This is a genomic window from Kerstersia gyiorum (assembly GCF_048595715.1).
In the GTDB taxonomy this organism is placed as follows: Bacteria; Pseudomonadota; Gammaproteobacteria; order Burkholderiales; family Burkholderiaceae_B; genus Kerstersia; species Kerstersia gyiorum.
The window spans coordinates 3,776,145-3,801,744 of sequence record NZ_CP169556.1; the positions used below are offsets into that span (position 1 = coordinate 3,776,145).

The 25,600-nt window shown below is 63.3% G+C and carries 20 protein-coding genes; 3 read left to right on the plus strand and 17 right to left on the minus strand.

Annotated elements, in window-relative coordinates:
* Window positions 1-79: 79 nt before the first annotated feature.
* The 3 genes from aspT to ACEW7X_RS16650 form a co-directional block, all read right to left on the minus strand.
* Window positions 80-1,780 carry an aspartate-alanine antiporter gene (gene aspT / locus ACEW7X_RS16640; protein ID WP_068373430.1) on the minus strand — a complete coding sequence of 567 codons (1,701 nt, stop codon included), beginning with the start codon at window positions 1,778-1,780 and terminating at the stop codon, window positions 80-82.
* A 100-nt stretch (window positions 1,781-1,880) separates the two neighbouring features.
* Window positions 1,881-3,281 (minus strand): glutamate decarboxylase, encoded by a 1,401-nt coding sequence (locus ACEW7X_RS16645; protein ID WP_130486368.1) that lies wholly within the window; start codon window positions 3,279-3,281, stop codon window positions 1,881-1,883.
* A 159-nt stretch (window positions 3,282-3,440) separates the two neighbouring features.
* Entirely contained in the window at window positions 3,441-4,808 is a 1,368-nt protein-coding gene (locus ACEW7X_RS16650) for a metal-dependent hydrolase family protein (RefSeq protein WP_238591418.1), read from the minus strand.
* A 388-nt stretch (window positions 4,809-5,196) separates the two neighbouring features.
* Here ACEW7X_RS16650 and ACEW7X_RS16655 point away from each other — a divergent pair, with 388 nt between their 5' ends.
* Together ACEW7X_RS16655 and ACEW7X_RS16660 are read left to right on the plus strand one after the other, a co-directional pair.
* On the plus strand, window positions 5,197-6,066 hold the full coding sequence (locus ACEW7X_RS16655) for a methylenetetrahydrofolate reductase (protein ID WP_068373288.1): 870 nt from the start codon (window positions 5,197-5,199) through the stop codon (window positions 6,064-6,066).
* Window positions 6,067-6,171: 105 nt separating this feature from the next.
* Window positions 6,172-6,627, plus strand: coding sequence for a nuclear transport factor 2 family protein (locus tag ACEW7X_RS16660; RefSeq protein WP_068373293.1), 456 nt, complete (start codon window positions 6,172-6,174; stop codon window positions 6,625-6,627).
* Between the two features lie 152 nt (window positions 6,628-6,779).
* On the opposite strand, the gene ACEW7X_RS16665 is transcribed toward ACEW7X_RS16660, so the two are convergent.
* The 3 genes from ACEW7X_RS16665 to infA form a co-directional block, all read right to left on the minus strand.
* On the minus strand, window positions 6,780-8,072 hold the full coding sequence (locus ACEW7X_RS16665; RefSeq protein ID WP_068373297.1) for an O-acetylhomoserine aminocarboxypropyltransferase/cysteine synthase family protein: 1,293 nt from the start codon (window positions 8,070-8,072) through the stop codon (window positions 6,780-6,782).
* A gap of 306 nt (window positions 8,073-8,378) precedes the next feature.
* A complete protein-coding gene (locus ACEW7X_RS16670) occupies window positions 8,379-8,885 on the minus strand; it encodes a nucleoside 2-deoxyribosyltransferase (protein ID WP_130486364.1) in 507 nt (168 codons plus the stop codon).
* A 51-nt stretch (window positions 8,886-8,936) separates the two neighbouring features.
* Window positions 8,937-9,203, minus strand: coding sequence for a translation initiation factor IF-1 (gene infA / locus ACEW7X_RS16675; RefSeq protein WP_068373303.1), 267 nt, complete (start codon window positions 9,201-9,203; stop codon window positions 8,937-8,939).
* Window positions 9,204-9,305: 102 nt separating this feature from the next.
* Here infA and ACEW7X_RS16680 point away from each other — a divergent pair, with 102 nt between their 5' ends.
* A complete protein-coding gene (locus ACEW7X_RS16680; protein ID WP_130486363.1) occupies window positions 9,306-9,695 on the plus strand; it encodes a hypothetical protein in 390 nt (129 codons plus the stop codon).
* Window positions 9,696-9,819: 124 nt separating this feature from the next.
* Here ACEW7X_RS16680 and ACEW7X_RS16685 read toward each other — a convergent pair whose 3' ends face one another.
* From ACEW7X_RS16685 to ACEW7X_RS16735, 11 genes are all read right to left on the minus strand, one after another.
* On the minus strand, window positions 9,820-11,901 hold the full coding sequence (locus ACEW7X_RS16685) for a choice-of-anchor tandem repeat GloVer-containing protein (protein WP_420177444.1): 2,082 nt from the start codon (window positions 11,899-11,901) through the stop codon (window positions 9,820-9,822).
* Window positions 11,902-11,920: 19 nt separating this feature from the next.
* Window positions 11,921-13,705 (minus strand): choice-of-anchor tandem repeat GloVer-containing protein, encoded by a 1,785-nt coding sequence (locus tag ACEW7X_RS16690; RefSeq protein WP_420177445.1) that lies wholly within the window; start codon window positions 13,703-13,705, stop codon window positions 11,921-11,923.
* 75 nt (window positions 13,706-13,780) lie between these two features.
* On the minus strand, window positions 13,781-16,270 hold the full coding sequence (locus tag ACEW7X_RS16695) for a TonB-dependent receptor (protein ID WP_068373316.1): 2,490 nt from the start codon (window positions 16,268-16,270) through the stop codon (window positions 13,781-13,783).
* Window positions 16,271-16,581: 311 nt separating this feature from the next.
* Window positions 16,582-17,550: a FecR domain-containing protein gene (locus ACEW7X_RS16700; protein WP_068373319.1), complete on the minus strand. Its 969-nt coding sequence runs from the start codon at window positions 17,548-17,550 to the stop codon at window positions 16,582-16,584.
* 2 nt (window positions 17,551-17,552) lie between these two features.
* Window positions 17,553-18,047 carry a sigma-70 family RNA polymerase sigma factor gene (locus ACEW7X_RS16705; protein WP_420177446.1) on the minus strand — a complete coding sequence of 165 codons (495 nt, stop codon included), beginning with the start codon at window positions 18,045-18,047 and terminating at the stop codon, window positions 17,553-17,555.
* Window positions 18,048-18,195: 148 nt separating this feature from the next.
* Window positions 18,196-19,764, minus strand: coding sequence for a peptide ABC transporter substrate-binding protein (locus ACEW7X_RS16710; protein ID WP_068373325.1), 1,569 nt, complete (start codon window positions 19,762-19,764; stop codon window positions 18,196-18,198).
* A gap of 235 nt (window positions 19,765-19,999) precedes the next feature.
* Window positions 20,000-20,752 (minus strand): ABC transporter ATP-binding protein, encoded by a 753-nt coding sequence (locus ACEW7X_RS16715; protein WP_068373328.1) that lies wholly within the window; start codon window positions 20,750-20,752, stop codon window positions 20,000-20,002.
* Window positions 20,749-22,584: an ABC transporter permease subunit gene (locus ACEW7X_RS16720; RefSeq protein WP_068373332.1), complete on the minus strand. Its 1,836-nt coding sequence runs from the start codon at window positions 22,582-22,584 to the stop codon at window positions 20,749-20,751. Before ACEW7X_RS16720 ends, ACEW7X_RS16715 begins: the two co-directional genes overlap by 4 nt.
* A 4-nt stretch (window positions 22,585-22,588) precedes the next feature.
* The gene (locus ACEW7X_RS16725) at window positions 22,589-23,626 is read right to left on the minus strand and encodes a branched-chain amino acid ABC transporter permease (protein ID WP_068373335.1); all 1,038 of its coding nucleotides are present in this window, start codon (window positions 23,624-23,626) and stop codon (window positions 22,589-22,591) included.
* Between the two features lie 291 nt (window positions 23,627-23,917).
* Window positions 23,918-25,081: an ABC transporter substrate-binding protein gene (locus ACEW7X_RS16730; protein ID WP_068373338.1), complete on the minus strand. Its 1,164-nt coding sequence runs from the start codon at window positions 25,079-25,081 to the stop codon at window positions 23,918-23,920.
* Between the two features lie 250 nt (window positions 25,082-25,331).
* Complete coding sequence (locus ACEW7X_RS16735) at window positions 25,332-25,598, minus strand: YkgJ family cysteine cluster protein (RefSeq protein ID WP_068373343.1); 267 nt, start codon at window positions 25,596-25,598, stop codon at window positions 25,332-25,334.
* Window positions 25,599-25,600 lie beyond the last annotated feature (2 nt).

Sequence of the window (25,600 nt, forward strand, 5' to 3'; positions counted from 1 at the left end):
CTGCCCCGTTTGTCCAGTCTGTGGCAGCCATCCCTGGCGGCCACAGACTGGGTAGCGCGACTGAAATAGCGCGCTACCCTCAGATACCGATCAGCAGGACGATGACCATGCCCCACAAGGTCAGCAGGGTATTGCTGACCGCATAGGGCACGGTATAGCCCAGCATCGGCACATTGCTCTTGGCCACTTCGGCCACCATGGCCACCGACGCCGTACTGGTTCGGGCACCGCCGCAGCAACCCAGATTGATGGCCGGATCGAAACGGAAGATGTACTTGCCGATCAAGGGCGCCAGAATCATGGGCACCCCGGTGGCGAAGAGGCCCCACAGGAACATTTCCACGCCGATCTGCTGCAGGCCGGCAATGAAAGTCGGGCCTGCGGAGATACCAACCACGGCAATGAAAACGTTCAGGCCGACGGAATTCATGAACCAGACCGTCGCGCTGGGCACGCTGCCCAGCTTGGGAGTAAAGCTGCGCAGCCAGCCGAAGATCAGGCCTGAGATCAGCGCACCGCCGGAGGTAGACAGCGTGATGGGCACACCGCCCACCGGGATCACGATCGCCCCGATCAGGCCGCCCAGCACGATACCGGAACCCAGCAGCACCATATCCGTAACGCTGGTGGGACGATCCGCATAACCGACTGCCACAGCCACGGCCTGCACATGCTTCTTGCCGCCGCTGATGGTGACGATATCGCCACGTTGCAGCTTGGTCTGGGCCTGCACCGGAATATCCACTCCCATGGAGCCCCGGCGGATACGGTGCACGTAGACACCACGTGCAAAGCGTTCCTTGGAAAGCTCGATCAGCGTGCGCCCGTCGACGTTCTTTTGCGTGACGATGACATCCACACGCTCCATGGGAATGTTCAGCAGGTCTTTATCCGCCACTTCTTCCGCATGGTTGGACCAGGCGATCAACGCCTCATGCGGGCCGGATACCACCAGGACATCGCCCACTTCCAGCATCGTGTTGTCGTCGAAATCTATGGTTTTGCCATTGCGCTGCAGGCGCTCCAGCACCAACCGCTCGGCCGAACCGTATTCACCCTGTGCAACACCGACGGTCTTCCCGGCGATGATGCCGGCCTGGTGCAGGCGGAAGGCGCGCATGGCGAACTGGTGCCAGGCCGACTCTATCCCTTCGTCGGGCTCGCCCACGGCCATTTCTTTTTCATAGCGCTGGCACTCGGCCTGGATATTGATGCCCAGCAGCTTGGGGCCCAGGAACGCAATGATCCAGCCGGTGCCGACCGTCCCGAACAGGTAGGTCACCGCATAGGCGACCGGGATCTGGTCCAGTTCGGCCTGTATCACCGCCGCCGATTCCCCCATCCGGTTGAGCGCATCCGTTGCCAGCCCGATGGATGCGGAGATGGTCTGCGAACCGGCCAGCAGCCCTGTGGCCAGGCCGGGGCCATAGCCCGCCAGCAGCGATGCCACATACACCGACAGCAGGCACAGGCAGGAAATCACCACGGCAAACACCGCCTGCGGCAAACCATCGCTGGCCACCCCGCGCACAAACTGCGGGCCGACCCCGAAGCCGACGGCAAACAGGAACATGATGAAGAAAATGGACTTGATCTGCGGCGATATATCTATCCCCAACTGGCCGATCACTACCCCGGCCAGCAAGGTCCCGGTAACCGCCCCCAGGCTGAATCCTCCCAGTTTCCATGAGCCTATCCAGAAACCCAGCGCCAGCGCCAGGAAGATGGCCAGTTCCGGGTAAGACCGCAAAGTATCCGCAATCCATGTCCACAGCATCATGTTCATGATTCCTTTTGTGTCCTTCGAGTAAAACGGCATCACCCTGGCCTGCGGATGCAGGCCAGGGTGATGCACATCAAAAGCAGGACGGAGGCAGACTTTAGTGGTGGAAGCCGCCGGAGTCGTCCTGCTCGCCCGGTACCGAGACCGGATGCTTGGCGAAGTAATCCAGGCAGCGGCGGAAATCCTCAAGCAGCAACGCGGCCAAGTCACGGCTCACGCCATGGCGGACCAGGATACGCTGCACCACGAGGTCTTCACGGTTGGCAGGCATGGAATATGCCGGCACCTGCCAACCACGGGAACGCAGGCGGTCGGCCAGATCATAAAGGTTATAGCCGAGATTCTGCTGGCCTTCCTTCAATTTCCAGCACAGGGCCGGAATACCGTTTTGCGGGTTGCCGTCGAAAATGATTTCGAACGGGCCCATCTTGCCGATTTCGGCCGCCAGGTACTGCGCCGTGTCGTAGCAGGCGCTCTGCACCTTGGTGTAGCCTTCACGGCCCAGGCGCAGGAAGTTGTAGTACTGCGCCACGATCTGGCCGCCGGGACGTGAGAAGTTCAGCGCAAAGGTGGGCATGTTGCCGCCCAGGTAGTTCACGTTGAAAATCAGTTCCTCGGGCAGGTGCGCGGCATCGCGCCACACGACCCAGCCCACGCCCAGCGGTGCCAGACCGAACTTGTGGCCGGAAGTATTGATGGAAACGACGCGCGGCAGGCGGAAGTCCCATTCCAGGTCGGGTGCGCAGAACGGTGCCAGGAAGCCGCCGCTGGCACCGTCGACGTGGATGGGGATATCCAGGCCGGTATCCTTCTGCAGCTTGTCGAGCGCGTCATGCACGGCCTTGACCGGCTCGTAGTCGCAGGTGAAGGTTACGCCCAGCGTGGGCACTACGCCGATGGTGTTTTCATCGACGCGCTTGAGGACTTCCTCGGGCGACATGATGAGGCGGCCGTTTTCCATCGGGATCTCGCGCAGCTCGACATCGAAGTAGCGCGCGAACTTGTGCCAGCAAATCTGCACCGGCCCGCAAATCAGGTTCGGCTTGTCCGTCGATTTGCCAGCCGCCAGGCGTTTCTTGCGCCAGGCCCATTTCAGCGCCAGGCCGCCCAGCATCGCCGCTTCGGAAGAACCGGTCGTCGAGCAGCCCATGGTATTGGCGGCATCGGGGGAATTCCATAGATCGGCGATCATGTGCACGCAACGTGCCTCGATCTCCGCCGTTTGCGGGTATTCATCCTTGTCGATCATATTCTTGTCGATCGACTCGTCCATCAGCTTGTGGATTTCCTCGTCTACCCAGGTCTGGCAGAACGTCGCCAGGTTCTGGCGCGAGTTGCCATCCATCATCAGCTCGTCATGCACCACCTGATAGGCGTGCCGGGGGGCATGTTCCTTCGCGGGAAACTTGTACTTCGGCATGGACACCGAAAGATCCGTGGATGCATACACATCATCCAACAGCGTTTCGCGCACCGCATTCTTGTCATGCAAAGGCATAGCAACCTCTCAGCAAAATAGATTGAAAACACTTATCGCCGAACATCCCCCGGCATCTGGCGCCGGGTACTGCGACAACGGTCAGCGGACTACTGAAACAGCCCGAGCGCAGGGCTACGCACCCTGCAACCTCCCTCCGGGCCAGGTGAAACAACGGACTTACAGGGAACTTTTGTAAATTTTTCCGTCCTTCATGATCAGCCTGAGCGATTGTTCCGGCTGCGTCAGGAAGTCCAGGCTGGTGGCAGGGTCGCCATCGACAACCAGCAGATCCGCCATGGCGTCCTGGGCCAGGACACCGACTCTGCCCGGGTAGCTATTGCGGTCGCCGGACAGGCCGATCAGTTCGCCGTTCTGCCCGGTGGCGATGCGCAAGGCCTCGAGCGGCGCATAGAAGCGCGTCATCTTGGCCAGCATGTGGCCATGGCGAGGCAAGGTCGAGGGTGAGAACAGGATGTCGGTGCCCCACGCGGTGTTGACCTTCAGGTGCTGGGCGAATTCATAGGCGCGTACCGTGCCCTGCGCCACCATTACCTGCTTGGCATGGCTGCGGGGGTCCGCATGCGGATTGGCGTCCTCGTCGCCCAGGAAAGGCTGCAGGCTCCACCAGACGCCGTTATCGGCCATCAGCCTGGCGGTCTTTTCATCGGTCAACTGACCGTGCTCGATGGAACGGACCCCAGCCTGGATGGCGCGCTCTATACCCGCTGCGGTATAGACGTGCACCATGACATAGGTGCCCCAATCCCGGGCGGCCGCCACGCCGGCGCGCAATTCCGCTTCGGTGAACTGCAGGCTTTCCAGGGGGTCGTACACCGAGGTCACGCCGCCGCCCGCCATCATCTTGAGCTGCGTCGCGCCCAGCATCAACTGCTCGCGCGCACGACGCAGCACGGCATCCGCGCCATCGGCCAGCACGGACATGCCGGCGCGTTCGCCATGGCTGGGCAGCCCTGCATTTTCCGTGATGTCGTAGCGCATGCGAAAGTCGCCATGGCCGGAAGTCTGGGAAATCATGGCGCCAGACGGGAAAATGCGCGGCCCGAACACCACGCCTTCGTCGATGGCGCGCTTAAGCGCGAAGCTGGGCCCGCCGGCGTCGCGTACCGTCGTGAAGCCGCGCATCAGCGTATTCTGGGCTTCACGCGCCGCGACCAGATGCAGATAGGCCACGTCGGCCATCATGGCTTCCATCTGCGATACTCCGCACAGGGTGGAATGCCAGTGCGCGTCGATCAAGCCGGGCATCACGACACGCCCGCCGCAGTCTATGATCTCGACATCGTCGCCCAGGGTCTCGCCGGCCGGGACAATGGCCTGAACCCGGTCCCCTGCAATGCGGATGTTCACGCCGTCCTGCAAGGTGGCGCTGATGCCGTCGAACAGGCGCAGCTTGGTCAGCACTATCGGCCGCTGGCTCAACCTGGGGCTATCGGAGAAAGCGCTATCCGCACGGAAGCTGAGAAAAGGCGCTGCGCTGGCGGCAGGGCCGCCCGAGGACGCCCGCTGCGTGAGGTCGGCTGCCATGCGCCGGTAGGCCCAGTGCGCCACGGCACTGACGCACCCGCATCGACACGATCGGGAATGGGATGCCTGGCGTCCCCCCAGCCTCGAGGAGAATCCACGCCCATTGAACGCATGCGACAAATACATCAGCCCAACTCCTTGTCTATTCAGGCCTTGCATTGCAGATGGCGGCGTCAGCCGGCGGGCGTGGCGCGCTCATGCGCGATACCATGCAGGCACCAAACGCTGCGCGAGGTACCCGGTATCCATGACGCCAACGGCAACACCGGTGATAAGCAACAAAACCATCCGTGACGTCTTATTTCAAAATCTGACACTATCTCCAGCTTATCCTTTATTACCTCGAAGTATCTTGACAGATTGTTTCAGCGCTTCCGGCGCCCCTTTCATGACGCAGCACACCTGTTCTTCCTCGCTTGCCGCGCAGCCGGCACAACCGCTTCTGCAGGACTATTCCCTGGAAATGACTGCCAGGGAAATCCGCTCCCTGGCAGACATCCGGACGCTGGCAACGCCCGGCACCAGGGTCAACATCACCTTCCTGCCCAATGAACAGGATGCCGACAGGCTGCGTGCCGCGTCCCTGGTGCATGCGCAGGGCCTGATTCCCGTGCCGCACCTGGCGGCGCGCCGGATTCGCTCGGATACCGAGCTGCGCACCTATCTGGCCCGGCTGCGCGAGCAGGCACCGGCCCGGCACGCCTTCGTCATTGCCGGAGATCCGCCGCGCCCGGCGGGGCCCTATGAAGATGCCCTGGCACTGATCCAAAGCGGCCTGCTGGCCGAATACGATATCCGCCATGTCAGTATCAGCGGCTACCCGGACGGCCATCCCGCCATCCCCGCCGACGTCCTATGGCGCGCCCTGCACGCAAAGCATCGCGCACTGGCGCTACAGGGCCATGACTGCGAAATCATCACGCAATTCGGCTTCGAGGCCGCGCCCATCCTGAACTGGCTGGAGCGCCTGCGGCAAGAAGGCATAGAGGTACCGGTGCGGATCGGCGTGGCAGGGCCGGTGGGCGTGCACAAGCTGCTGCGTTACGCTGCCGCCTGTGGCGTGGGGGCTTCTGCTGGTATTCTGCGCAAGTACGGCGTCTCGCTGGGCCGTCTCTTCGATACGGCCGGCCCGGGCATGCTGCTGCAAGACTTGCAGACTGGGCTGGAGCCAGCCCGACACGGCGTCGTACGGCTGCATTTTTTCCCGTTCGGCGACATGGAAAAAACATTGCGCTGGATTCTTGCGCAGGCGGCCTGACACAGGCGCCAACCAGGCTTGCGGCCTGTCGCCAGGCCATCCGGCGGCGCGGTCCCGGTCTGCTGCCTGTCCAGGCCCGCGCGTTCCACCACCAAGGAGACAAAGATGACAAAACAATCACTTCCGCCCCTGGATCAGTTGCTGATCAAGACGGCATGCCGCGAGCTGCTGTTGCATACGGCAGCGCTGGCAGACCAGGGGGATTTCCAGGCGATGGCGGCGCAGTTCAGCGCCGATGCCGTCCTGCAACGTCCCGGCGGCGAGCCGCTGCAGGGCCGCCAGGCCATCCTGGACTCCTACCTGACCCGGCCCGCAGAGCGCATCAGCATGCACCTGATCCTCGGCACCCGTTTCCTTTCGGTCCAGGCGGATCGCGTCAGCGCCATCACCCAGGTCCAGCTCTGGAATGCCCTCTCGACCGATAGCCCCGGGCCTTTCGGCCGCCCCGCACGGGGACGGGAACTGGTCGGTCATTTCAATGATGAATTCCGCCTGGAGGACGGCGCCTGGAAAATCCAGCGCCGCGAGGCCGGCTTCGACCTGTTTCTGGATATTCCCTGAGCAGCCAGGGCCGTTGCGCCACCCTGGCGCCACGGCCCATCATGCAAGATGCCCCTGGACCTGCCGGCAAAGTGCCGCAGGTCCAGGGGCATCTTGCGTCTTGGCGCAGTCCTACGGCCCATCGGGCCGGAGACTTGCGCCACCGCTGTGATTTACACCGCAGCCAGGGCTTGCTCGAGGTCGGCAAGCAGATCGTCGATATGCTCGATACCAATGGACAGGCGCACGGTTTCTTCGCGTACGCCAGCCTTGGCCAGCTCGTCGGGGTTCAGTTGGCGGTGCGTAGTGGAAGCCGGGTGCGTCGCCAGCGACTTGGCATCGCCGATATTGACCAGGCGCGTGAACAGCTTGAGCGCATCCTGGAAACGGGCGCCGCCATCGCGGCCGCCCTGGACACCAAAAGTCATCAGGCCGGGAACGCGGCCCTTGAGGTATTTCTGCGCCAGGGCGTGATCCGGGTGATCTTCCAGGCCGGCATAGTTGACCCATTCCACCTTCGGATGCTGCTTCAGGAAGCGGGCAATGGCCAGTGCGTTATCAACGATGCGGTCCACGCGCAGTGCGACGGTTTCGATGCCCTGCAGAATCAGGAAGGCATTGAAGGGAGAAATCGCGGCGCCGGTATTGCGCAGCGGCACGACGCGCGCGCGGCCAATGTAGGCAGCCGCCCCCAGAGCTTCGGTATAGACCACGCCGTGATAGCTGACATCGGGCTCGTTGAGGCGGCGGAAGCGTTCTTTGTGCTCGGCCCAGGGGAACTTGCCGGAGTCGATGATCGCACCGCCCAGCGAGGTGCCGTGGCCCCCCAGGTACTTGGTGAGCGACTGCACCACGATGTCCGCGCCGTGTTCAATAGGGCGCAGCAGATAGGGCGACGGCACGGTGTTGTCGACGATCAGCGGCAGGCCGTGGCTGTGCGCCACTTCCGCAATGGCGGCGATGTCGGTGATATTGCCCAGCGGGTTGCCCACGGACTCGACGAAGATGGCCTTGGTGCGCTCGTCGATCAGGCTGGCGAAGGAAGCGGGGTCGGCGCCGTTGGCGAAGCGGGTCGTGATGCCCAGTTGCGGCAGGGTATGCGCGAACAGGTTATAGGTGCCGCCATACAGCGTGGAAGCCGAAATGATGTTATCGCCAGCTTCGGCGATGGTCTGGATCGCATAGGTGACCGCAGCCTGGCCCGAGGCCAGCGCCAGCGCAGCAATACCGCCTTCCAGGGCAGCCACGCGCTGTTCCAGCACATCATTGGTGGGGTTCATGATGCGGGTGTAGATATTGCCCTTGACCTTCAGGTCGAAGAGATCCGCACCGTGCTGGGTATCGTCGAAGGAATAGGCAACCGTCTGGTAGATGGGGACGGCCACGGCATGCGTGGTCGGCTCCGGCGTGTAGCCGGCATGGACGGCAATGGTTTCAAACTTCCAGTTATCGGACTGCTGGCTCATGAAGGATAGTCTCCGGTCTATGCGAACACGGCTGCCATCCCCGCCTCATCCCTGACAGGGTTTCAGGCGACAGCTGCCGTACAAACCCGCATCTTGCTCAAAGCCAGGCCAGATGGCAACCGAAAGTGCCATATATATACATAACAATTTTTCATTAAAGCCCGGCAATCCTAGAATTTCTGGGAATATCGCTTATCCCAGCCCATCCAGGCGCTTTCGTATCATTGCCGCCATCCGGGCAATTCTCGTCATTGGTACCAGCCTGGCATCCGGCGCCAGCCAATGCGGCAGGCGCGGAAACTCACCTCAGCCAGCGCTGCCTACCGCCTGCGCAATACGCTGCAGGCATTCCCTGGCATCGCCATGAACGATCTGGATGCGGCAGGCCAGCATCAGGTTCAGCGGCAGGCCGAAATCCTCGATGACATACCCTTGTGCGTCGATAGGCCGGCCAGCCTCGTCGGGCTGCCCGGGAATCTGCGCCAGCAAAGGCCCGGTCTCGTGGGTATAGCCCCAGACCGGCTTGCCTTGCGCCACGGCATAGCCTGTCTCGAACACCGTACCGGAATCCGGCTCATGACCACGGAAAGGGTTGAGATTGGCCATGACCATGTCGGCCGAGTCGATCAGGGCGAGATTGGCCGCGCAAATCCACTGCGCCAGCGCCAGGCCAGACAGGTCCCCGGGCGCCTGGTTATCCAGCGGATACAGTCCTTCCAGCCCAAGGTCGGCACATGCGGCCTTGAGGCTCGCCCCGTGCACCAGGGCATCGGGACGGAACACATCGAAACCTGCGAGATAGATTTTCATCACTACGGTCCTGCATTGCCGGGCGAGACACCAATGCCTCCCGGCACGACATCATCAACGGTGATGATAGTTGCCGGCGGGCCGAGGCGGCGCGCTGCGCTCGTCCTTGTGGCGGAAATTGATACGGCCCTTGGTCAGGTCATACGGCGACATTTCCAGCGTCACCCGATCACCAGCAAGAATACGGATACGGTGCTTGCGCATACGTCCGGAAGCATAGGCGGAAACTTCGACGCCATTGTCCAGTGTCACGCGGTAGCGGCTGTCCGGCAGGACTTCGCCCACGACACCATTCAATTCAATCAGCTCTTCCTTGGCCATGGCAGGACTCCTTCAGAAATAAAACGACTGCGACGGGCGCGCTATCAGCGCAGCCTTTCCCGGCATCAACGGCAAATACAGTGTTCGGCCAATGGCTACGGAATGCAAGGCAACAAACCCTACACCCGGCTCCAGGCCGTCACAGGCAGAAGAAAGTGGAAAACACGCCGACACCAGGAACTGGCGGACCGGCGCGGCTGGCAAACCCACGCGTGCGGCAACATGCCGCTGTCTGGTCGTCGCGGCGGCACGGTCGCAGTCAGCGCCACCGGAACAGAAGCCGAACGCATCGCAAGAAATACCCGGGGACTGCTCGCAGACTGTATCAGTTCCCCCTGGATGAGCCAGGGGATACAGGCGGCGCCCGGGCGAGCGATGCTCGATCAGACAAAAAGAATGCTTTTCAGGGTAACACGATCACGTGAAAAGGGCCAGGCCCTGACCATCCACGGCCAGCCCGGCCACACGCCCGCACGCGTGGCCCCCTGCTGATCCCGGCCAGCTGCCCGTTGGCCGGGCCGCAGGCTGTTGTTATTGTCGCCCTCGTTACAGCCCTCGTTGCAGCCCTCGTTGCGGCGTTTGTCGCGGCACCTGCTTCCCCCGGCACGGCGCGCCATCAGGCCTGCTGGTAACGCCGGCGCCATCCCAGCGCGGCCAGCAGGGGCAACAGCCCCAGGGCCAGGGCGCCGCCGTTGCCGCCATCGGGCTCGGGCGCCGCGGCAGCCACGACAACCCGCACCGTGGACAGGGCATTGCCACCTTCGCCCGTGCAGCGCAGCGTGTAGTTGTGCTCGCCTTCGGCAGGCTGGATCGACAACTCGCCCGCCGCCGCCTGCTCACCGCTCCACGCACCACTGGCCTGGCATTGGGAAGCATCACGGACGCGCCAGCGCAGCATGGTGGTGGCGCCCGGCTCAAGGCTGGCAGCATCGACGGCAAACTGCTCGATCACCGCAGGCAGCGTGATGCGGACCTGCACACTTGCGTTGGCATCCGCCCCCGCACCCCGGCAATCCAGGCGGAAGGAGAATTCACCACCGGCAGACGGTGTCACGGTTTCACTGCCACTGCCGGGCTTGTCGCCGCTCCAGTCACCTGAAGCCGTGCAATCCAGGGCATCGACGGTTTTCCAGTCCAGGGTAATGCTGCTGCCCAACGGTGCCACGACTGGCGTGGCCGTAAACGCCTGGATCACGGCATCGGCAGGCGGCACCACCTCCACCGTCGCACTTTCCTGCACGGTGCTGCCATCATGGCCTGTGCAACTGAGCGTGAAAGTATTGAATCCAGGCGTGGTCGGCGTGATCACCTCCGTACCGTTGCTGCCCCGCTCGCCTTGCCAGGCACCGCCCGCCGTGCAGGCCGCAACATTGTTGGCCGCCCAGGCCAAGGTGGTGTATTGGCCCAGGTCGATGCGGTCCGGCGCCGCGCGGAACAGCGTAATGACCGGGGGGTCGGCAGGCGGCACGTAACCGGTATCCACAGCATAAACGGAGCCCTGGTACACCCCGCCCCACTCCCCGGCCGTATTGCCATACAACTTGCCGTCGTGGCCCAGCGTCAGGTTAAACGGCGTCTTGCCATCTACATCCGCCTTGAAGGCATGCAGGGACTCGAAGCCACCGTTTGGCTCATCCATCCGGGTCGTGACGATACGGAATAGCGTCCCGTCGCCATGGGCGCCGCCCGCAACCGTCGTGCCATAGATATTGCCATCGGGCCCGGTCACCAGCCCGCCCGCTGCAATCTTGCCATCCTGGCTGGCCGCATCATCGAAGCCATGCAGGATCTGAAAACCGGTGCCGTCCTTGCGGATGCGGTACAGCGCGCCATTGTCATGCGGCCCCTGCATCGACGTGCTGCCGATCAGCCAGGCGCCGCTTTCCGCCAGGCCTGCCGCATTGCGTGGGCTGCCATAGTCAGGAATGACAGACCGGTATTGGGCAGGCTGCCCCTGCTCGGCGGTGAAATGATGCAGCACCTGGAAGTCCGCCCCATTGGGCCGCAGACGGAAAATCGTGCCCACATTGTTGTCTCCCCCCTGGCCTGCCACGCCATAAAGCCAACCATCCGAACCAACGATGACTACCGCCGCATTGCTGCCAGTCTCCGGGGTCATCTGATGCACAACCGTGAACGCCGATTGATCAGCCGACAGCCGTTTGATTGCGCCTTCGCGCAAACCGGTACCGACGGAACTCCCACGATCCAGCACATACACGTTGCCGGCGGCATCCACCGCCATATTGCCGGTTGCCTGACTGATTTTTGCCGGCCGGTCCACCTGGGTCGGCACCAGCACTTCCGAGGCCGTGCCACTCTCATCGAAACGGAACATCAGCCCCATGCTGGTACCGCCACCGATATAAGTCGCGCCGTAAATATTGCCATTCTGATCTGCGACCGTCGAGGTCGCCATATTCGGCAAGCCATACTGATGCGTCATGATGCCGTCAGGCAACGCGTATGTCGTGTAGCCACTGCCATCAACGGCCATTTCCCAGACCAGCCCTTCGGCCAGACCATGCAGCTTGCCGTCGCGGCCCAGATGCACGCTGCCAACCGTCTGTGAGGCGCCACTTTCATGCTTGAAGGCATGGAGATGCGTGACGCTGACCTGCTGCGCCTGCACCACCGATGCGCCCACGATCCATGCGCAGGCGGCAAGCGCGGCGCAGGCAATGCGTAATCTCGTCATATCAATTCCCTGTCTATATTTACTCGGACCTGCGGCGACTACCGGTATGGCGCGTGGCCAGCGGGTTGCGATTGCCCGTCAGACCCAGCAATGCCAGCAGCAGCAGCAGCAGCAGCAGCACGGGCCAGGCAAGCGCGCCGCCACCGTTGCCGGCTTCGATGTGTTCGCCGGTCGTCGGTACCACATTCAGATACTGGGCCGCTGTGAAACGCTGCGTCGGTTCGGCGGTATTGCGGCAGGACACGACATAGCGGTATTCGCCCGGCGTGGCGGGCATGACTTCCAGCTCACCGCTGGCCGGAATCGCACCCGGCGCCGGCCAATCGCCGCCGCCTTCGCAGTCATCCGCCTGAACCGTGGCCCAGCGGAACTTGGCCCATTGGCCAGCCACAATCGTGTGCGGCTCCGGAAAGTTCACCACGGTGCTGTCTTTATCACCCGAGGCGACCAGCGTGAAAGTCAGCATCGGCGCAATGGCGTCGCCAGGTGTGACGGCGAACAGCGTTCCCTGGTCGAATTCGCCACCGGTGTCGGTCACTCCATACAGACGGCCATCCGGCGCCAGCGTCAGGCCTCCCCCTGGCGCAGCCCCTTCCAGCAACTTGCCATTGGACAGGCCTGCCAGCATATGAATGACTTCATAGGTGCCATCGCCCTTCAGGCGGAAGATAGAGCCCGTCCTGCTGGTTGCGCTGGCCTGGTTCGAGCCACCACTCGGAAATACGCCATAGAGATTGCCATCGGCCCCCGGCGTCAAACCGATGGGCATGATGCCGCCGCCGGGGTCATTGACCGGCAGGACATAATCCGTCTGCGTCATGCGCCGCTCCGCCGCGAGATAGCGGTTGAACGTCGCGCCGAAGCCATCCTGCCCGGCGTGCTGGGCATTCAAATGCGTAAAAACAAGATCATCGCTGCCAGCCTGGCGGTACAGGTTGGTGATGTAGCTGCGGCTGTCCGTGCGCGCCAGGCGCGTCAGGACACCAGTCGTGCGATCCACTGCATACAACGTGTCGCCAGCGTTGGCGACGGCATGGTTGCCGACCTCATTGCTGAACGCCCCGAACAGTGATTTGCCATCCTCCGACAGCACCAGCGTCCCGCCCAGCCGGATGGTGCCGAGATCCAGGACGGGATCACGTTCCAGGGTATGCAGCAGCTGCACGCCCTGCTCCGGCACGAACGCGAAGATCGTGCCGTTGCCGGCAGCACCGCCACGCGCCGTGGTGCCATAGAACGTGCCGTCCGGCGCCAGTGTCAGTACCGATTGGGGATAGCTGCCGACCGGGCTGTCGGCGGCAGCAGGGAACGAAAACACGGTTTCTATGCCCTGACCGGGCCGGTAGCGCAACAGCTGGCCCGCCTGTTCCGCGCCGCCGAAGAACGTGTTCCAGTACCAGTCGCCCCGGGCGTCTTCCACGGGTGCCGAACACATCGACCCAAGATCGGAACCGCGGCTGACCGGCAGACTGCCGCCATTGGCCTGAACACTGCCCAGCTCTTCCTGGACGCCACTGGCAGGGTCATGCCGGTACAGGGCGCAACTGACGAGAAGACGAACACCGCCTTCCGCCGTGCCTGAAAATTTGATTTTCAGCCCGTAGAGTTTGCCGTCGCGCCCCAGCGTCGGGGCCAGTGAACCCGTCAGTACACTGCTGGCAGATGTGTTGGCGGCGTCGAAGTGATGACGGACTTCGTAGACAGTGGGCGCCGCGCTGGCAGCACCCATGCCGCCCAGCAACAGCGCCAGGCTCAGGCCGGCTACGCGTCCGGACCGGCGGCAGGATGACGTCGTGTCATGCATGATGGGGTTTCCTTGTTTGCACATGAAGTGCCGGCCTCCACCCCTGCAGGGTGAAACCGGCACAGCGGCGTTTGGTCAGAAGTTGTAGGTCAGAGAGCCCTTGATGCTGCGTCCCGGCGAAGGCAGGCCATTGAAGTTCATGGCGCCGATGTAATACTTGTCGGCGATGTTCTCTACGCTGATGCCCAGCTTCAGGTGGCGCGTGGCGTCGTAGCTGCCGAACAGGTCGACGATTTCATAGGGTTTCCAGTACACGCCGTCGTTGTACTGGTTGGCATCGGTCATGCCGCGGCGCGTGTCGGCACGCAGGCGTGCGCCCAGCACCAGCTTGCGCTCCAGCAGCCGCACGCCCACGGTGGCGGCAATACTGCGCTTGGGCGGAATGAACGGCGTGGTGACGTTGATATTGTCGCGGCCCGGGTCGCTGCTGCAAACGCCGGCATCGCAGAACAGCATGCGGTCGAACTGGTTGAAACTGAATTCGGCGAACATATAGCCCAGGTCCAGCTGGGCCTGCAATTCGACACCGCGCAGCGTGGCCCGGTCGATGTTGGCGAACTGGTACGAATAGGCGTAATCAGCGCGATAGCGGAAGGCATTGCGCAGGATGTAATCGTCATAGCGCGAATCGAAGCGCGCCACTTTCAGCCGCAGCTTGCCCTCGCTGGGCAACCAGTCGTCCATGATCAGGTTCAGGCCGAATTCGTGCGTACGCGCCACCTCGGGCCGCAGATAGGGATTGGGCAGGTGATAGATGCCCCATACCGCGCCCCCGCCTGCCGTTTCCGACAAGGTCGGCGCCCGCTGGCCTTCCGCATAGCGCGCGAAGAACTGCACACCCTCCACCGGAGTGATGCCCAGTGCAGCGCTGGGATTTACCCGGCCACCACTGCGGTTCAGTGACAGGGTGTTCACGCCCTGCCCCACGTAGCGCGAAGCATAAGTGCCTTCGGAACGCAGGCCGAAGTAGTCGGCACGCAAGCCGGCGTCGAGCTGCAGCCACTCGTGATAGGCCAGGCTCGCCTGCGCGAACCAGCCACCGATATTACGTTTGCCGTTGGCCGTCAGGCCTTCCCGCCCCAGACCGGTTCTCGGGTCGGTCGTCGCGCCGCTGGAATGTGTATCGGCCTTGTCCTGGTAAAACTCCCCGCCGACGTTCAGCGTCAGCAGGTTGTCGCCCAGCGGAAGACGCGCCGTATTGCTGATCTCGGTACCCACGGTATGCATGTCGTAATGCTCGCCGAACATCTCGTAGGACGTCCGGTTGGCCGCCCGCCAGAGGTTGGCGCGGACATCCCACCAAGGGTTGTCCACCGGATTCCACTGATAGCGCAGCGACAACGTATTGGCACTGACATGCTGCTCGGGAAAACCAAGTTCTTCATCCGCCGCAGCCCCGCGCGCCCAGCTGACGAATTCGTTGCGGTAATACGTCGCACCGGCCTCCAGGCTGTGTGCCGCATTGATCCTGTACTGCGCCTTGAACAGGCCTGACACCATGTCCTGATGGGTCAGCGGGACTTCGCTGCTGCAATCGTCGATGTCCTGCCCGCGCGAGTTGCAATACGGATAGCCATCTTCCGGCACACTACGCGTGCCGGTATGGTAGTTGTCGCTCTTGCGGCGCGATACGCCACCCGTCAGCGCCAGACCGCTATCGAGCCGGATGGCACCAGCCACCATGCCGGCGGTGTTGTAGCCATTATCGCCATGAATGACGCGCAGGCGCCCGCCCCGGCTGGCATCGCCCTCAAGCAGGTCATCGGCATTCAGGGTGCGCAGGTTCACCACGCCGCCCGTCACTCCGGCACCATGCATGCCGCCGGTAGGGCCTTTCTCGATATCCACGCCGCCCAGCAATTCCGGGTCGATATAGACGCGCGACATCTGCCCGCCGTAGCCAGCGTAGTTCGATGCATTCTGGCGCGTGCCGTCGACCATCATATTGATGCGGCCCGGCCCCTGAATGCCACGGATGTTGATGTTGTTGATGCCGGGGTCCTGGTTGCCATCCATGACATAGACACCCGGCTCGCCCTGGAAAATATCGCGGGCGCTGGTCACCGGCACGCGGTCCAGCGCTTCACGGGTCACGACGCCCACCGAACCCAGGGCATGGAAAATCTCGTCCCTGGGGTCATAGGCAGCACCGGTCACCTCCACCGCACCCAGCGTCGTCACCGCGCCCTGTGGCAAGCGCCGCAAGGTATAACCATCGGCCGTCGGGATGGCTTCCAGGCCAGTCCCGCGCAAGGCGTCGCTCAGGGCGGCAGCGCCATCCCGCGCGCCCTGCACGCCCGGACTATGCACACCACTCACCAGCGCGGCGGGATACATCAGCAAAATGCGTGCCTCGCTGCCCAGGCGGGTCAGCACGTCAGCCAGTTGCCCGGCAGGAATGTCGTAGTGGCGTTCCGCCGCGATACCAGCTTCCTGGGCGGAAGCTGGCGCTGGCGCCAACGGCGCCAGCATCAACAGCAACAGCGTCGTCAGCAGCGTGGGCTGCCAGACACCCGGCACGACACGCGCACGGGCCTTCCGTGTGGCCTGAAAACCTGAGTCCATCGTCGATTTCCCTCGTTCATGGAAAATTTAAGAATTTGCGTTCTCATCTTCCATGCCACTCAACCCGGGAAAAAAGAAAACAGATTTCGGCTGCTGTTACAAAATCGTGTTCAGGCCACGGACCGCCCCCCCGCCAGGGATGGCATGCCGTCAGGCGGCCACGCCTGGGCCGCGCGCATACGGATCGCATCGGGGTCGCATGCAGGCTGCATATAGGCTGCATATGAACCGCATATGGCAGGCCAGGCAACATGGCGGAAGGTCGGTCAAGAGGGTGTGCTGCGGCAATGGGAGTGCTGCGTTACCGCCCCTCAGGCACGGCCGTATGTTTTTGCCTTGCCTGCCGGCAACGGCTGCACACGGACCCAGTATCTGGTCCAGCGCCGGACCTGGACCGGCAGCACCTGCTGCAACATGGCCAGCACGCGGTCCGTGTCGTCCAGCGGGAATGTGCCGGAAACGCGCAAATGAGCCAGCTCAGGGTCGCAATCCAGCTGGCCGGGGCGATAGCGCCCCAATTCTTCGATGAAGTCCGGCAGCGGCATGTCGGCAACCAGCAACATGCCGTTGGACCAGGCTGCATCGGTTGCCGCCGCAGGCCGGATCTCGCCATAGACATCCGCGGCAAACCGCAGACTGTGTGACGCATGCACCCGGACCGGCATGTCCGGGGCGTCATGGCGCCGCACGTCAACAGCACCATCCAGAACGTGCAGCAAAGTGTCCTGCTCGTGCCGGACGGTAAAGCGTGTGCCCAACGCCTGCATCTCACCGGCGCGGGTCTGCACACGAAATGGCCGAGCGGGCCGAACGCTGTCCGGCGCGGTTTCCACCAGCAACTCACCGTGATCCAGCGCCAACAAGCGCTGCACACCATCGAACCTGACCCGCACCTGCGTCTGTGTATTGAGCATCAGGCGCGAGCCGTCGGCCAGGTATTGCTCAAGCCGCTCCCCGGTGGCGGTCTGCAGCCGCCCGGGAGCGCCGCTACCGGCAGAGAGCTGCCAGGCACCCGCCCCCGCCACGCCAAACGCAGCGATCGTCAGCAATTGCCGCCGCGTCGAACGCGCCGGCAGCAGCGTGGCGCGCCCGAGACCGGCAGGCAGGGCGCTGGTCTTACAGGCCAGGGCCTCTACCTTGCTCCAGGCCAGGGCGTGATCGGGGTGCGCACTCAGCCAGCGCTGCCAGGCCTCGCGCCTGGCAGGCGTGGCGTCAGGGTCCTGCAGGTCGACCAGCCATTGGGCTGCTTGCCTGCGCACCGTCATGGGAATCTCGGACATGGCTAATCCGCGAAACTGCAATGGGCGATGGCCCGCACCAGATCGCGGCGCACCGTGGGCAGCGACACGCCCAATTCCTGGGCAATGGCCGCCTGTGTCATGCCATCGACCTGCGCCATCAGGAATACCTGCCGGGCACGATGCGGCAGACCGTCCAGCAGACGGTCGATTTCCAGCAGGGTTTCCAGCACCAGGGCGCAGGATTCAGGGTCGGGGTGGCTGGGCACCGGTAACGCCGCCAAGGCGTCCAGATAGGCCTGCTCCAATCTGCGGCGCCGCCGCAGATTGGACAGCAGCCCCTGCGCGACCGTCATCAGGAAGGCACGCGGCTCGCGCATGCCGGCGATCTGCTCACGCGCCAGGATACGCACGAACGTATCATGCGCCAGGTCGGCGGCATCCGGGGAACTGCCGAGTTTCTTGCGCAACCAGGCATGCAGCCAGCCATGGTGGTCGCTGTAAAGGACATGCGCAGGCGAGGGGGCAGGAGCAGACATGGCTGGGCGGATGGACACCCGCCCTCGGGCAAGTATCAAGAATGAAAATTAACCTCATTTTAGTAAATGAGGTTACCCGCCAGCAAGCCCTGTGTCGCTTGCAGGCAGCAACCGGGTCACCCCGGCCGCCCCCTGCATGACTAGCGCCTTATTGGAACGACACGGTACGCGAGGGATGGATATCCAGCGCGTTGTCTTCCCAGCCCTTCAGCTTGGGATTGACCAGGTTGCGCGATGCATACTCGTACACCGGCGCCACGGGCCAGGCTTTCGCCAGGCGCGCTTCGGCCTGTTGCAGCAGGCCGCGGCGGCGCGCCGGGTCGCGCTCCAGGTTGGCCTGTTCGTACAGCTTGTTGAACTCCTCGTCGCTGAAACCGCCATAGTTGTTGGTTGGCGTGTAGAGCAGTTGCAGGAAGTTCTGCGGGTCATCGTAGCTGGACAGCCACGCAGCGCGGCCCACGTCGTAATCGCCAGCACGCAGGTTGGCATAGTGGACATTGGCTTCGGCGTTGTTCAGCTCGGCCTGCACACCCAGCGGCTTCCATTGCGCGGCCACCGCCACGGCAATGCGCTGATGCTCGCTGCCACTGTTGAAGCTCAGCCCCAGCTTGAGAGGCTTGTCCGGCCCGTAGCCAGCCTGGCGCAGCAGTTCGGCCGCCCGCTTGAGGCGGTCAGGATAAGGTTGCGCCAGCACCCTTTCGTACTGCGGCTCGTAGTTGTCCAGCCCGGTAGGCAGGAAGGAATTCAGCGGCAGCACGGCATTTTCCAGCAACTGCTGCGCAATGACCTCGCGGTTGATGGCCAGGCTCAGCGCCTCGCGCACGCGCGCATCGCTGGTGGGATGGCCATCGCGCAGATTGAATGACAGGTAGTAGCTGCCCAGGCGCGGCGACAAATGCGTGGCGGCCGGCACTTCCTGCTTCAGGAACTCATACTGCGACGCCGGATAATCGCGCAGCACATCGAGATCGCCCGCGCGGAACCGCGTAATGCCGCTGTCGCGATCTTCGATCGGGAAGAAAGTCACGCCATCAATCTTGACCTCGGCGGCATCATAGTAATTCGGGTTTTTCTTGGTATTGAGTTCGCTGCCGGTGATCCAGCGCGTCGGCACGAAGGGGCCATTGACGACGATGTTATCGACTTCGCTCCAGTTCTTGCCATGTTTTTCAATAGCCTGGCGCGGCAGCGGATAAAACACCGGCAGGACCAGCGTGCTGAGGAAATAGGTGGAAGGCTCCTTGAGCGTGACTTCCAGTTTCTTGCCGCCATCCAAAGCGCGCACGCCCAGGGCCTCGGGCTTTTGCTCGCCCTTGGCGATCGCTTCGGCATTGGCGATGGGGTACAACCGGTGCGCAGTACTGACCGCGTTCTGCGGGTCCAGCACATAGCGCCAGGAATAGACGAAGTCATCCGCCGTCAGCGGCGTGCCGTCCGACCATTTGGAGTCGCGCAGGTCGAAGGTATAGGTCTTGCCATCGTCGGACAGGGTCCAGGCGGTCGCGACGCCCGGCACCACCTTGCCGTCCGCGGACACCTCCACCAGGCCGGCGAACAGGTCGCGCAACACGTCTTCTTCCCAGACACCGCCGGTAATGCGCGTGGGGCTGAGCGACGCGGGGTCGCCGATGATGCCGACTTTCAGAGTTTGCGCCTGCAGGGGCGCAGCCAGCGCGGCCAAAGCCAGCGACATGGCGGCAAGGGAAAAACGTTTCATCAGTCACCTCGTGATCGCATAGTGTTAAACACGGACCCAGGCCAGCCATGCGTACACGCCGAAGACCCAACCGATAGGCCACGCAAGTTCTGATTAACGCATGTATGCCGGGCGCCGGCCAATACAATTTCCGACTATCTTTACCAGTCCTCTTTATAACTGGAATTCCTGCCGCACGAAAAAAGCCGGTGCGCCTGACGCCAGGCGCACCGGCTCATCCCGCGCTCGGGTGCGGCTATTCCTTGCGCTCGCGCCCCAGGCCCAGGTAGCTTTCGATCACCCTGGGGTCGCTGGCCAGTTCGCGGGCCGGGCCATGCAGACTGATCTCGCCGGTTTCCAGCACATAGCCGTAGTCAGCCACCTGCAGGGCGGCCCGCGCATTCTGTTCGACCAGCAGGATGGCCACGCCGGTGTCCCGCAAGCGGGCAATGATGTGGAAAATCTCGCGCACGATGCGCGGCGCCAGCCCCAGGCTGGGCTCGTCGAGCATCAGCAGCGCGGGCCGCGCCATCAGCGCCCGGCCCACGGCCAGCATCTGGCGTTCCCCACCCGACAAGGTGCCGGCCTGCTGCGCACGGCGCTCGCGCAAACGCGGAAACAGGTCGAACACCTCGTCAAGCGTGCCGCGCCAGCCGGCCTCGCGGGCACGGTAACGCCGGAACCCGCCCAGCAGCAGGTTATCTTCCACCGACATGCTGCCGAACAGCTCGCGCCGCTCCGGCACCAGGGACATGCCGACCGCCACACGGCGCTCCACCTGCCAACCGGAAACATCCTTGCCGTCGTAGCGCACCACGCCAGCCGCATGACCGGTCTGCGGCAAGGCGCCCATCACGGCATTGAGCATGGTCGACTTGCCGGCGCCATTGGCGCCGATGACGGTCACGATGCTGCCCCTGGGCACCGTCAGGGTAGCGCCAGCAAGCGCACCGACCTTGCCATAGCGGGCCGAAAGATCACTGACTTCAAGAATGGGCGCAGTACTCATTGCACACCTCCGCCAGCCGGCGCGCCCTGGATATCCTCGGGCAAATCATCATCAATACCGCCCAGATAGGCCTCCAGCACGGCCGGGTTCTGCTGCACTTCCGCTGGCAGGCCCTCGGCCAGCTTGGTGCCAAAATCCATCACCACCAGGTGGTCGGTCAGGCGCATCACAAAATCCATATCGTGTTCCACCAACAGGATGCTCATGCCCTGGCTGCGCAGGTTTTCCAGCACCTGCGCCAACTCCTGCTTTTCCTTGTAGCGCAGGCCAGCCGCGGGTTCGTCGAGCAACAGCAGCACCGGGTCGCAGGCCAGCGCACGCGCAATTTCCAGGATGCGCTGCTGACCCAGCGCCAGATTGCCCGCCTGTTCATACAGGTAGTCGCCCAGGCCCACACGCTTGAGTTGCTCGGCAGCTTCATGCAGCAATTGGGCTTCGCGATCGCGGTCGGTATGCAAGGCACCCGCCATCACGCTGACATCCGAGCGCAGGTGCGCGCCCAGCGCCACGTTCTCGAGCACCGTCATGCCCGGCAGCAGCTGCACGTGCTGGAAGGTACGGCCCACGCCCATGCGGGCGATGGTCCGCGCAGGCTTGCTGTCTATGCGTTCGCCCAGGAAGCGCACTTCGCCGCGCGTCAGGGGCAGGACCCCGCTGATGAGGTTGAACGTGGTGCTCTTGCCGGCGCCGTTCGGCCCGATCAGACCCATGATTTCCCCGGCGCGCACAGTGAAGCTGATGTCATTGACCGCCACGAGGCCGCCGAACTGCTTGCGGATGGCATCAACCTCCAGCACCACATCACCGGCCTTGGGCTTCTCACGCCGGGGCAATTCGGGCGCGGCCGGCGGCGGCGCCAGCTGGCGCTGCGAACGGCTGGCGCCGGTGATCTGGCCCCACCATCCTGCCAGGATGGGCCACAGGCCATCACGGGCATATTGCAGCATCAGGATCATCAGCACGCCAAAGACGATCATCTCGAAGTTGACGTTGGTGTCCAGCAGGCGCGGCAGCCAGTTCTGCAACTGGTCGCGCAGCAGCAGGATGACCGCCGCCCCCAAGATGGCGCCCCAGACATAGCCGGCGCCGCCGATCACTGCCATGAACAGGTATTCGATACCGTAGTTCAGGCCAAAGGGGCTGGGGCTGACGGCACGCTGCATGTGTGCATAGAGCCAGCCGGAAATGCAGGCCAGCAGCGCCGCCCAGACAAAGATCACGACTTTATAGCCGGCCGTGTTCACGCCCATGGATTCCGCCATGCCGGCGCCGCTCTTCAGCGCCCGGATGGCGCGCCCCGGACGCGAGGACAGCAGGTTGCGCGTCGCCCAGAGCGCCAGCAGCACGACGACCCAGATCAGGTAGTACATGTAGCGCCCATTGGCCAGCGATACGCCGAACAGGCTGATGGGCTCGATGCCGGCAATACCGTCGTGCTTGCCCAGCGCGTCGATGTTGCCGAACAGAAAGTACAGCGACAGGCCCCAGGCAATCGTGCCCAGCGGCAGGAAGTGACCCGACAGGCGCAGGGTGATCGCCCCCAGCAGCCAGGCGACGGCCGCTGTCAACAGCAGGCCCACGGGCAGCGTCAGCCAGGGCGACCAGCCATAGGTCACGGTGAGCAAGGCGGTGGTATAGGCTCCCAGCCCAACGAAGGCCGCCTGCCCGAAGGAAGTCAGGCCGCCCACGCCGGTCAGCAGCACCAGGCCGAGCACGACCAGGCTGGCCAGGCCGATGTAGTTGAGCTGGGTAATCCAGAATTCAGGCGTCGCGCCCAGCATGGGCAGCGCCGCCAGCAGCACGAGGAAGATGGCAAGAAGAATGCGGTTCATGGCCTTACTCCTCATCATCCGTGTGGTGGCTGGAAAGCGAGCGCCAGACCAGTACCGGAATGATCAGCGTGAATACGATTACCTCCTTGTAGGCGCTGGCCCAGAATGACGAGAACGCTTCCAGCACGCCGACCAGCAACGAACCGGCGGCAGCCACCGGATAACTGGACAGGCCGCCGATAATGGCGCCGACGAAGCCCTTCAGGCCGATCAGGAACCCCGTGTCGTAGTACACCGTGGTGATGGGCGCGATCAGCATGCCCGACATCGCGCCGATGGCGACGGCCAACGTGAAGGTGAGGCTGCCGGACATGCTCGTGCTGATGCCGACCAGGCGCGCGCCACGCCGATTCACTGCGGTCGCACGCAAGGCACGGCCGTACAGGGTCTTGCCGAAGAAAAGCCACAGCGCCAAGATCAGCACCGCGCAGGTACCGACGACGAACAGGCTCTGCGCCGGCACCGTGGTGAAGCCCAGGTCCACCATGCCGTTGACGAAGGCAGGCGTGCGCCAGCCTTCGGCCCCGAAGAACACCAGCGCCAGGCCAGTCAGTGCAAAGTGCACGGCCACGGACACGATCAGCAGCACCAGTACCGTGGCTTCGGCCAGCGGCTGGTAGACAATGCGATAGACCATGGACCCCATGGGCGTGACCAGCGCCAGCGTCAGCAGCATGTTCAGCCACAACGAATTGTCCGGCCCGGCGTAGCTGAGGGTGAGCCACAACAGCAGCAAGGGTAACGCCAGGAAAGTGATGGCCGAGCGTCCCAGGCCGGCATAGTTGCGCGTACGCGCACTGCGCAGCAATTCGAGGATGAACGCAAGGCCCCCCAGCAAGGGCAGCAGATAGGCGGTACCCGGCACGCGGCCGTCGCCCAGCATGGCCAGCGTCAGCGCGCCAAAGGCCACGAATTCGCCCTGAGGTATGAAAATGACGCGGGTGACCGCGAACACGAGAACCAGCGCCATGCCCAGCAGGGCATAGATAGCGCCGTTGACAATGCCATCCTGCAACAGGATCAGCGCAATTGTGGAATCCATCTAGAACCACCTTGTGAAGCCCGGTGGCCGGAATTTGTCCTGACCACCGTGAAAACGACGCGCCCTCCCCGTTTCCATCGCAGCCGGATGCTCCGGCCATGATGACGGTGAACAGCGCGGCAGATGCGAGTCGGCAGGACCGCCGGCGCCACACCTGTTCAGCCAGTGAAGCCCGGCAACCCGCGAGCCGCCTTGCTTCGCCACCCGGCAAGGCTGTCCCCCGACGGCCTTGCCGGCGCACCGCTGGCGCCCTGCCTGTTGTACCAGGCCGGGCGCCGGACGCACGATGCCTTACAGATCGGGCTGGTACACCCACTTGCCGTCTTCGACCTTGACGATCACGCGGGCGCGCTCGTCGAAGCCTGCATGGTCGGTCGGCGACATGTTGAACACGCCTTGCGACACCGGCAGGTTCTTGATGTTTTCCAGCGCATCGCGCAACGCGGCGCGGAACTCCGCCGTGCCAGGCTTGGCACCGCTCTTGAGTGCTTCGGGCACGGCCGCGACGATCAGCTGGCCGGCATCCCACATATGGCCGCCGAAGGTGTTCGTCGTGCCGGCGCCATGCGCCTGCTCATAGGCCTGGGTATAGGCCAGCGCGGTCTGCTTGACCGGATTGCTGTCGGGCAACTGGGCCGCCACCAGCAGCGGGCCGCTGGGCAGCAACATGCCATCGCAATCCTTGCCGCAGACGCGCAGGACGTCATTGTTGGCTGCGCCGTGGGTCTGGTAGATCTGGCCGCCGTAGTTGCGGGTACGCAATTCCTTTTGCGGCAGGGCCGACGGCGTACCGGCGCCAGCAATCAGGATGGCATCCGGACGCGCGCCGACCAGCTTGAGTACCTGGCCCGTCACACTGGTGTCGGTACGGCCGTATTTCTCAACTGCCGTCAACTTGATGCCCTTGGCTTCGGCAGCCTGCTTCATCACGTCCAGCCAGCCGTCGCCATAGGCGTCGGCAAAACCGATGAAGCCCAGCGTCTTGACGTTGGCCTTGACCATGGCATCGGCCAGGGCTTCGGCCATCAGCGCATCATTCTGCGGCGTCTTGAAGACCCAGCGGCGCTTGTCATCCTGCGGCTCGACGATCTTGGCGCTGGCCGCCACGCTGATCATGGGCACCTGGGATTCGGCCGCCACATCCACCATGGCCAGCGAACCCGGAGTGACGGACGTACCGACCAGCACGTCCACCTTGTCTTCGGACACCAGCTTGCGGGAGTTCTTCACCGACTGCGTGGTATCGGTCGCATCGTCCAGAACGATCCATTCAATGGTCTGGCCAGCCACTTCCTTGGGCAGCAAAGCCACGGTATTGCGCTCGGGGATACCCAGCGACGCGGCCGGGCCGGTGCTGGAAACCGTCACGCCCACTTTGACTTGCGCGCCTGCGATCATAGGCAGGCTCAGGAAAATCGCGGCAGCCGCCGCATGCATAGTGAAAGGCTTACGCATGGTTTTGTCTCCTGTACCGGCTGTTTACCTCTGTTTCCGAAGGCAACCGGCTGTTTTTTTGATGTTGTTAATAGGTTAATCAGGCCCACTGGGTTTGGGAAGCGATATTTGACGGAAAATCGCTCCATTCCTCCTATCGGAAACACCTAGATGGGATAAAGATGCGCGAGGACGGCAACGCTGGCAGGAATATGCATTCCGCTGGTTTTTCAGTTATTTATCATGCTGCATCCGCAGCATGGCCCATCCTTCAGGCCGTACAGGACGGCTGGGTCTGGTATTCCAGCCAGAGCAGCCATTGCATGGCTGCTTCGCGTGAATTGCCACACATTTGCGCGCTCGGCATCAGCGAGGCACAGACAGCCGGACGGCCGGGCTGTCCAAAAATCCGGCAGCGCTCGCGTTCGTCGAGCTGTACGCAACGCACGCCGGCGGGCTTGCCTTGCGGCATGCCGGGAATCGGGCTGCTGATGGAGGGCGCGGTACAACACGCGCCGCAATCCGGGCGACATTCCATGG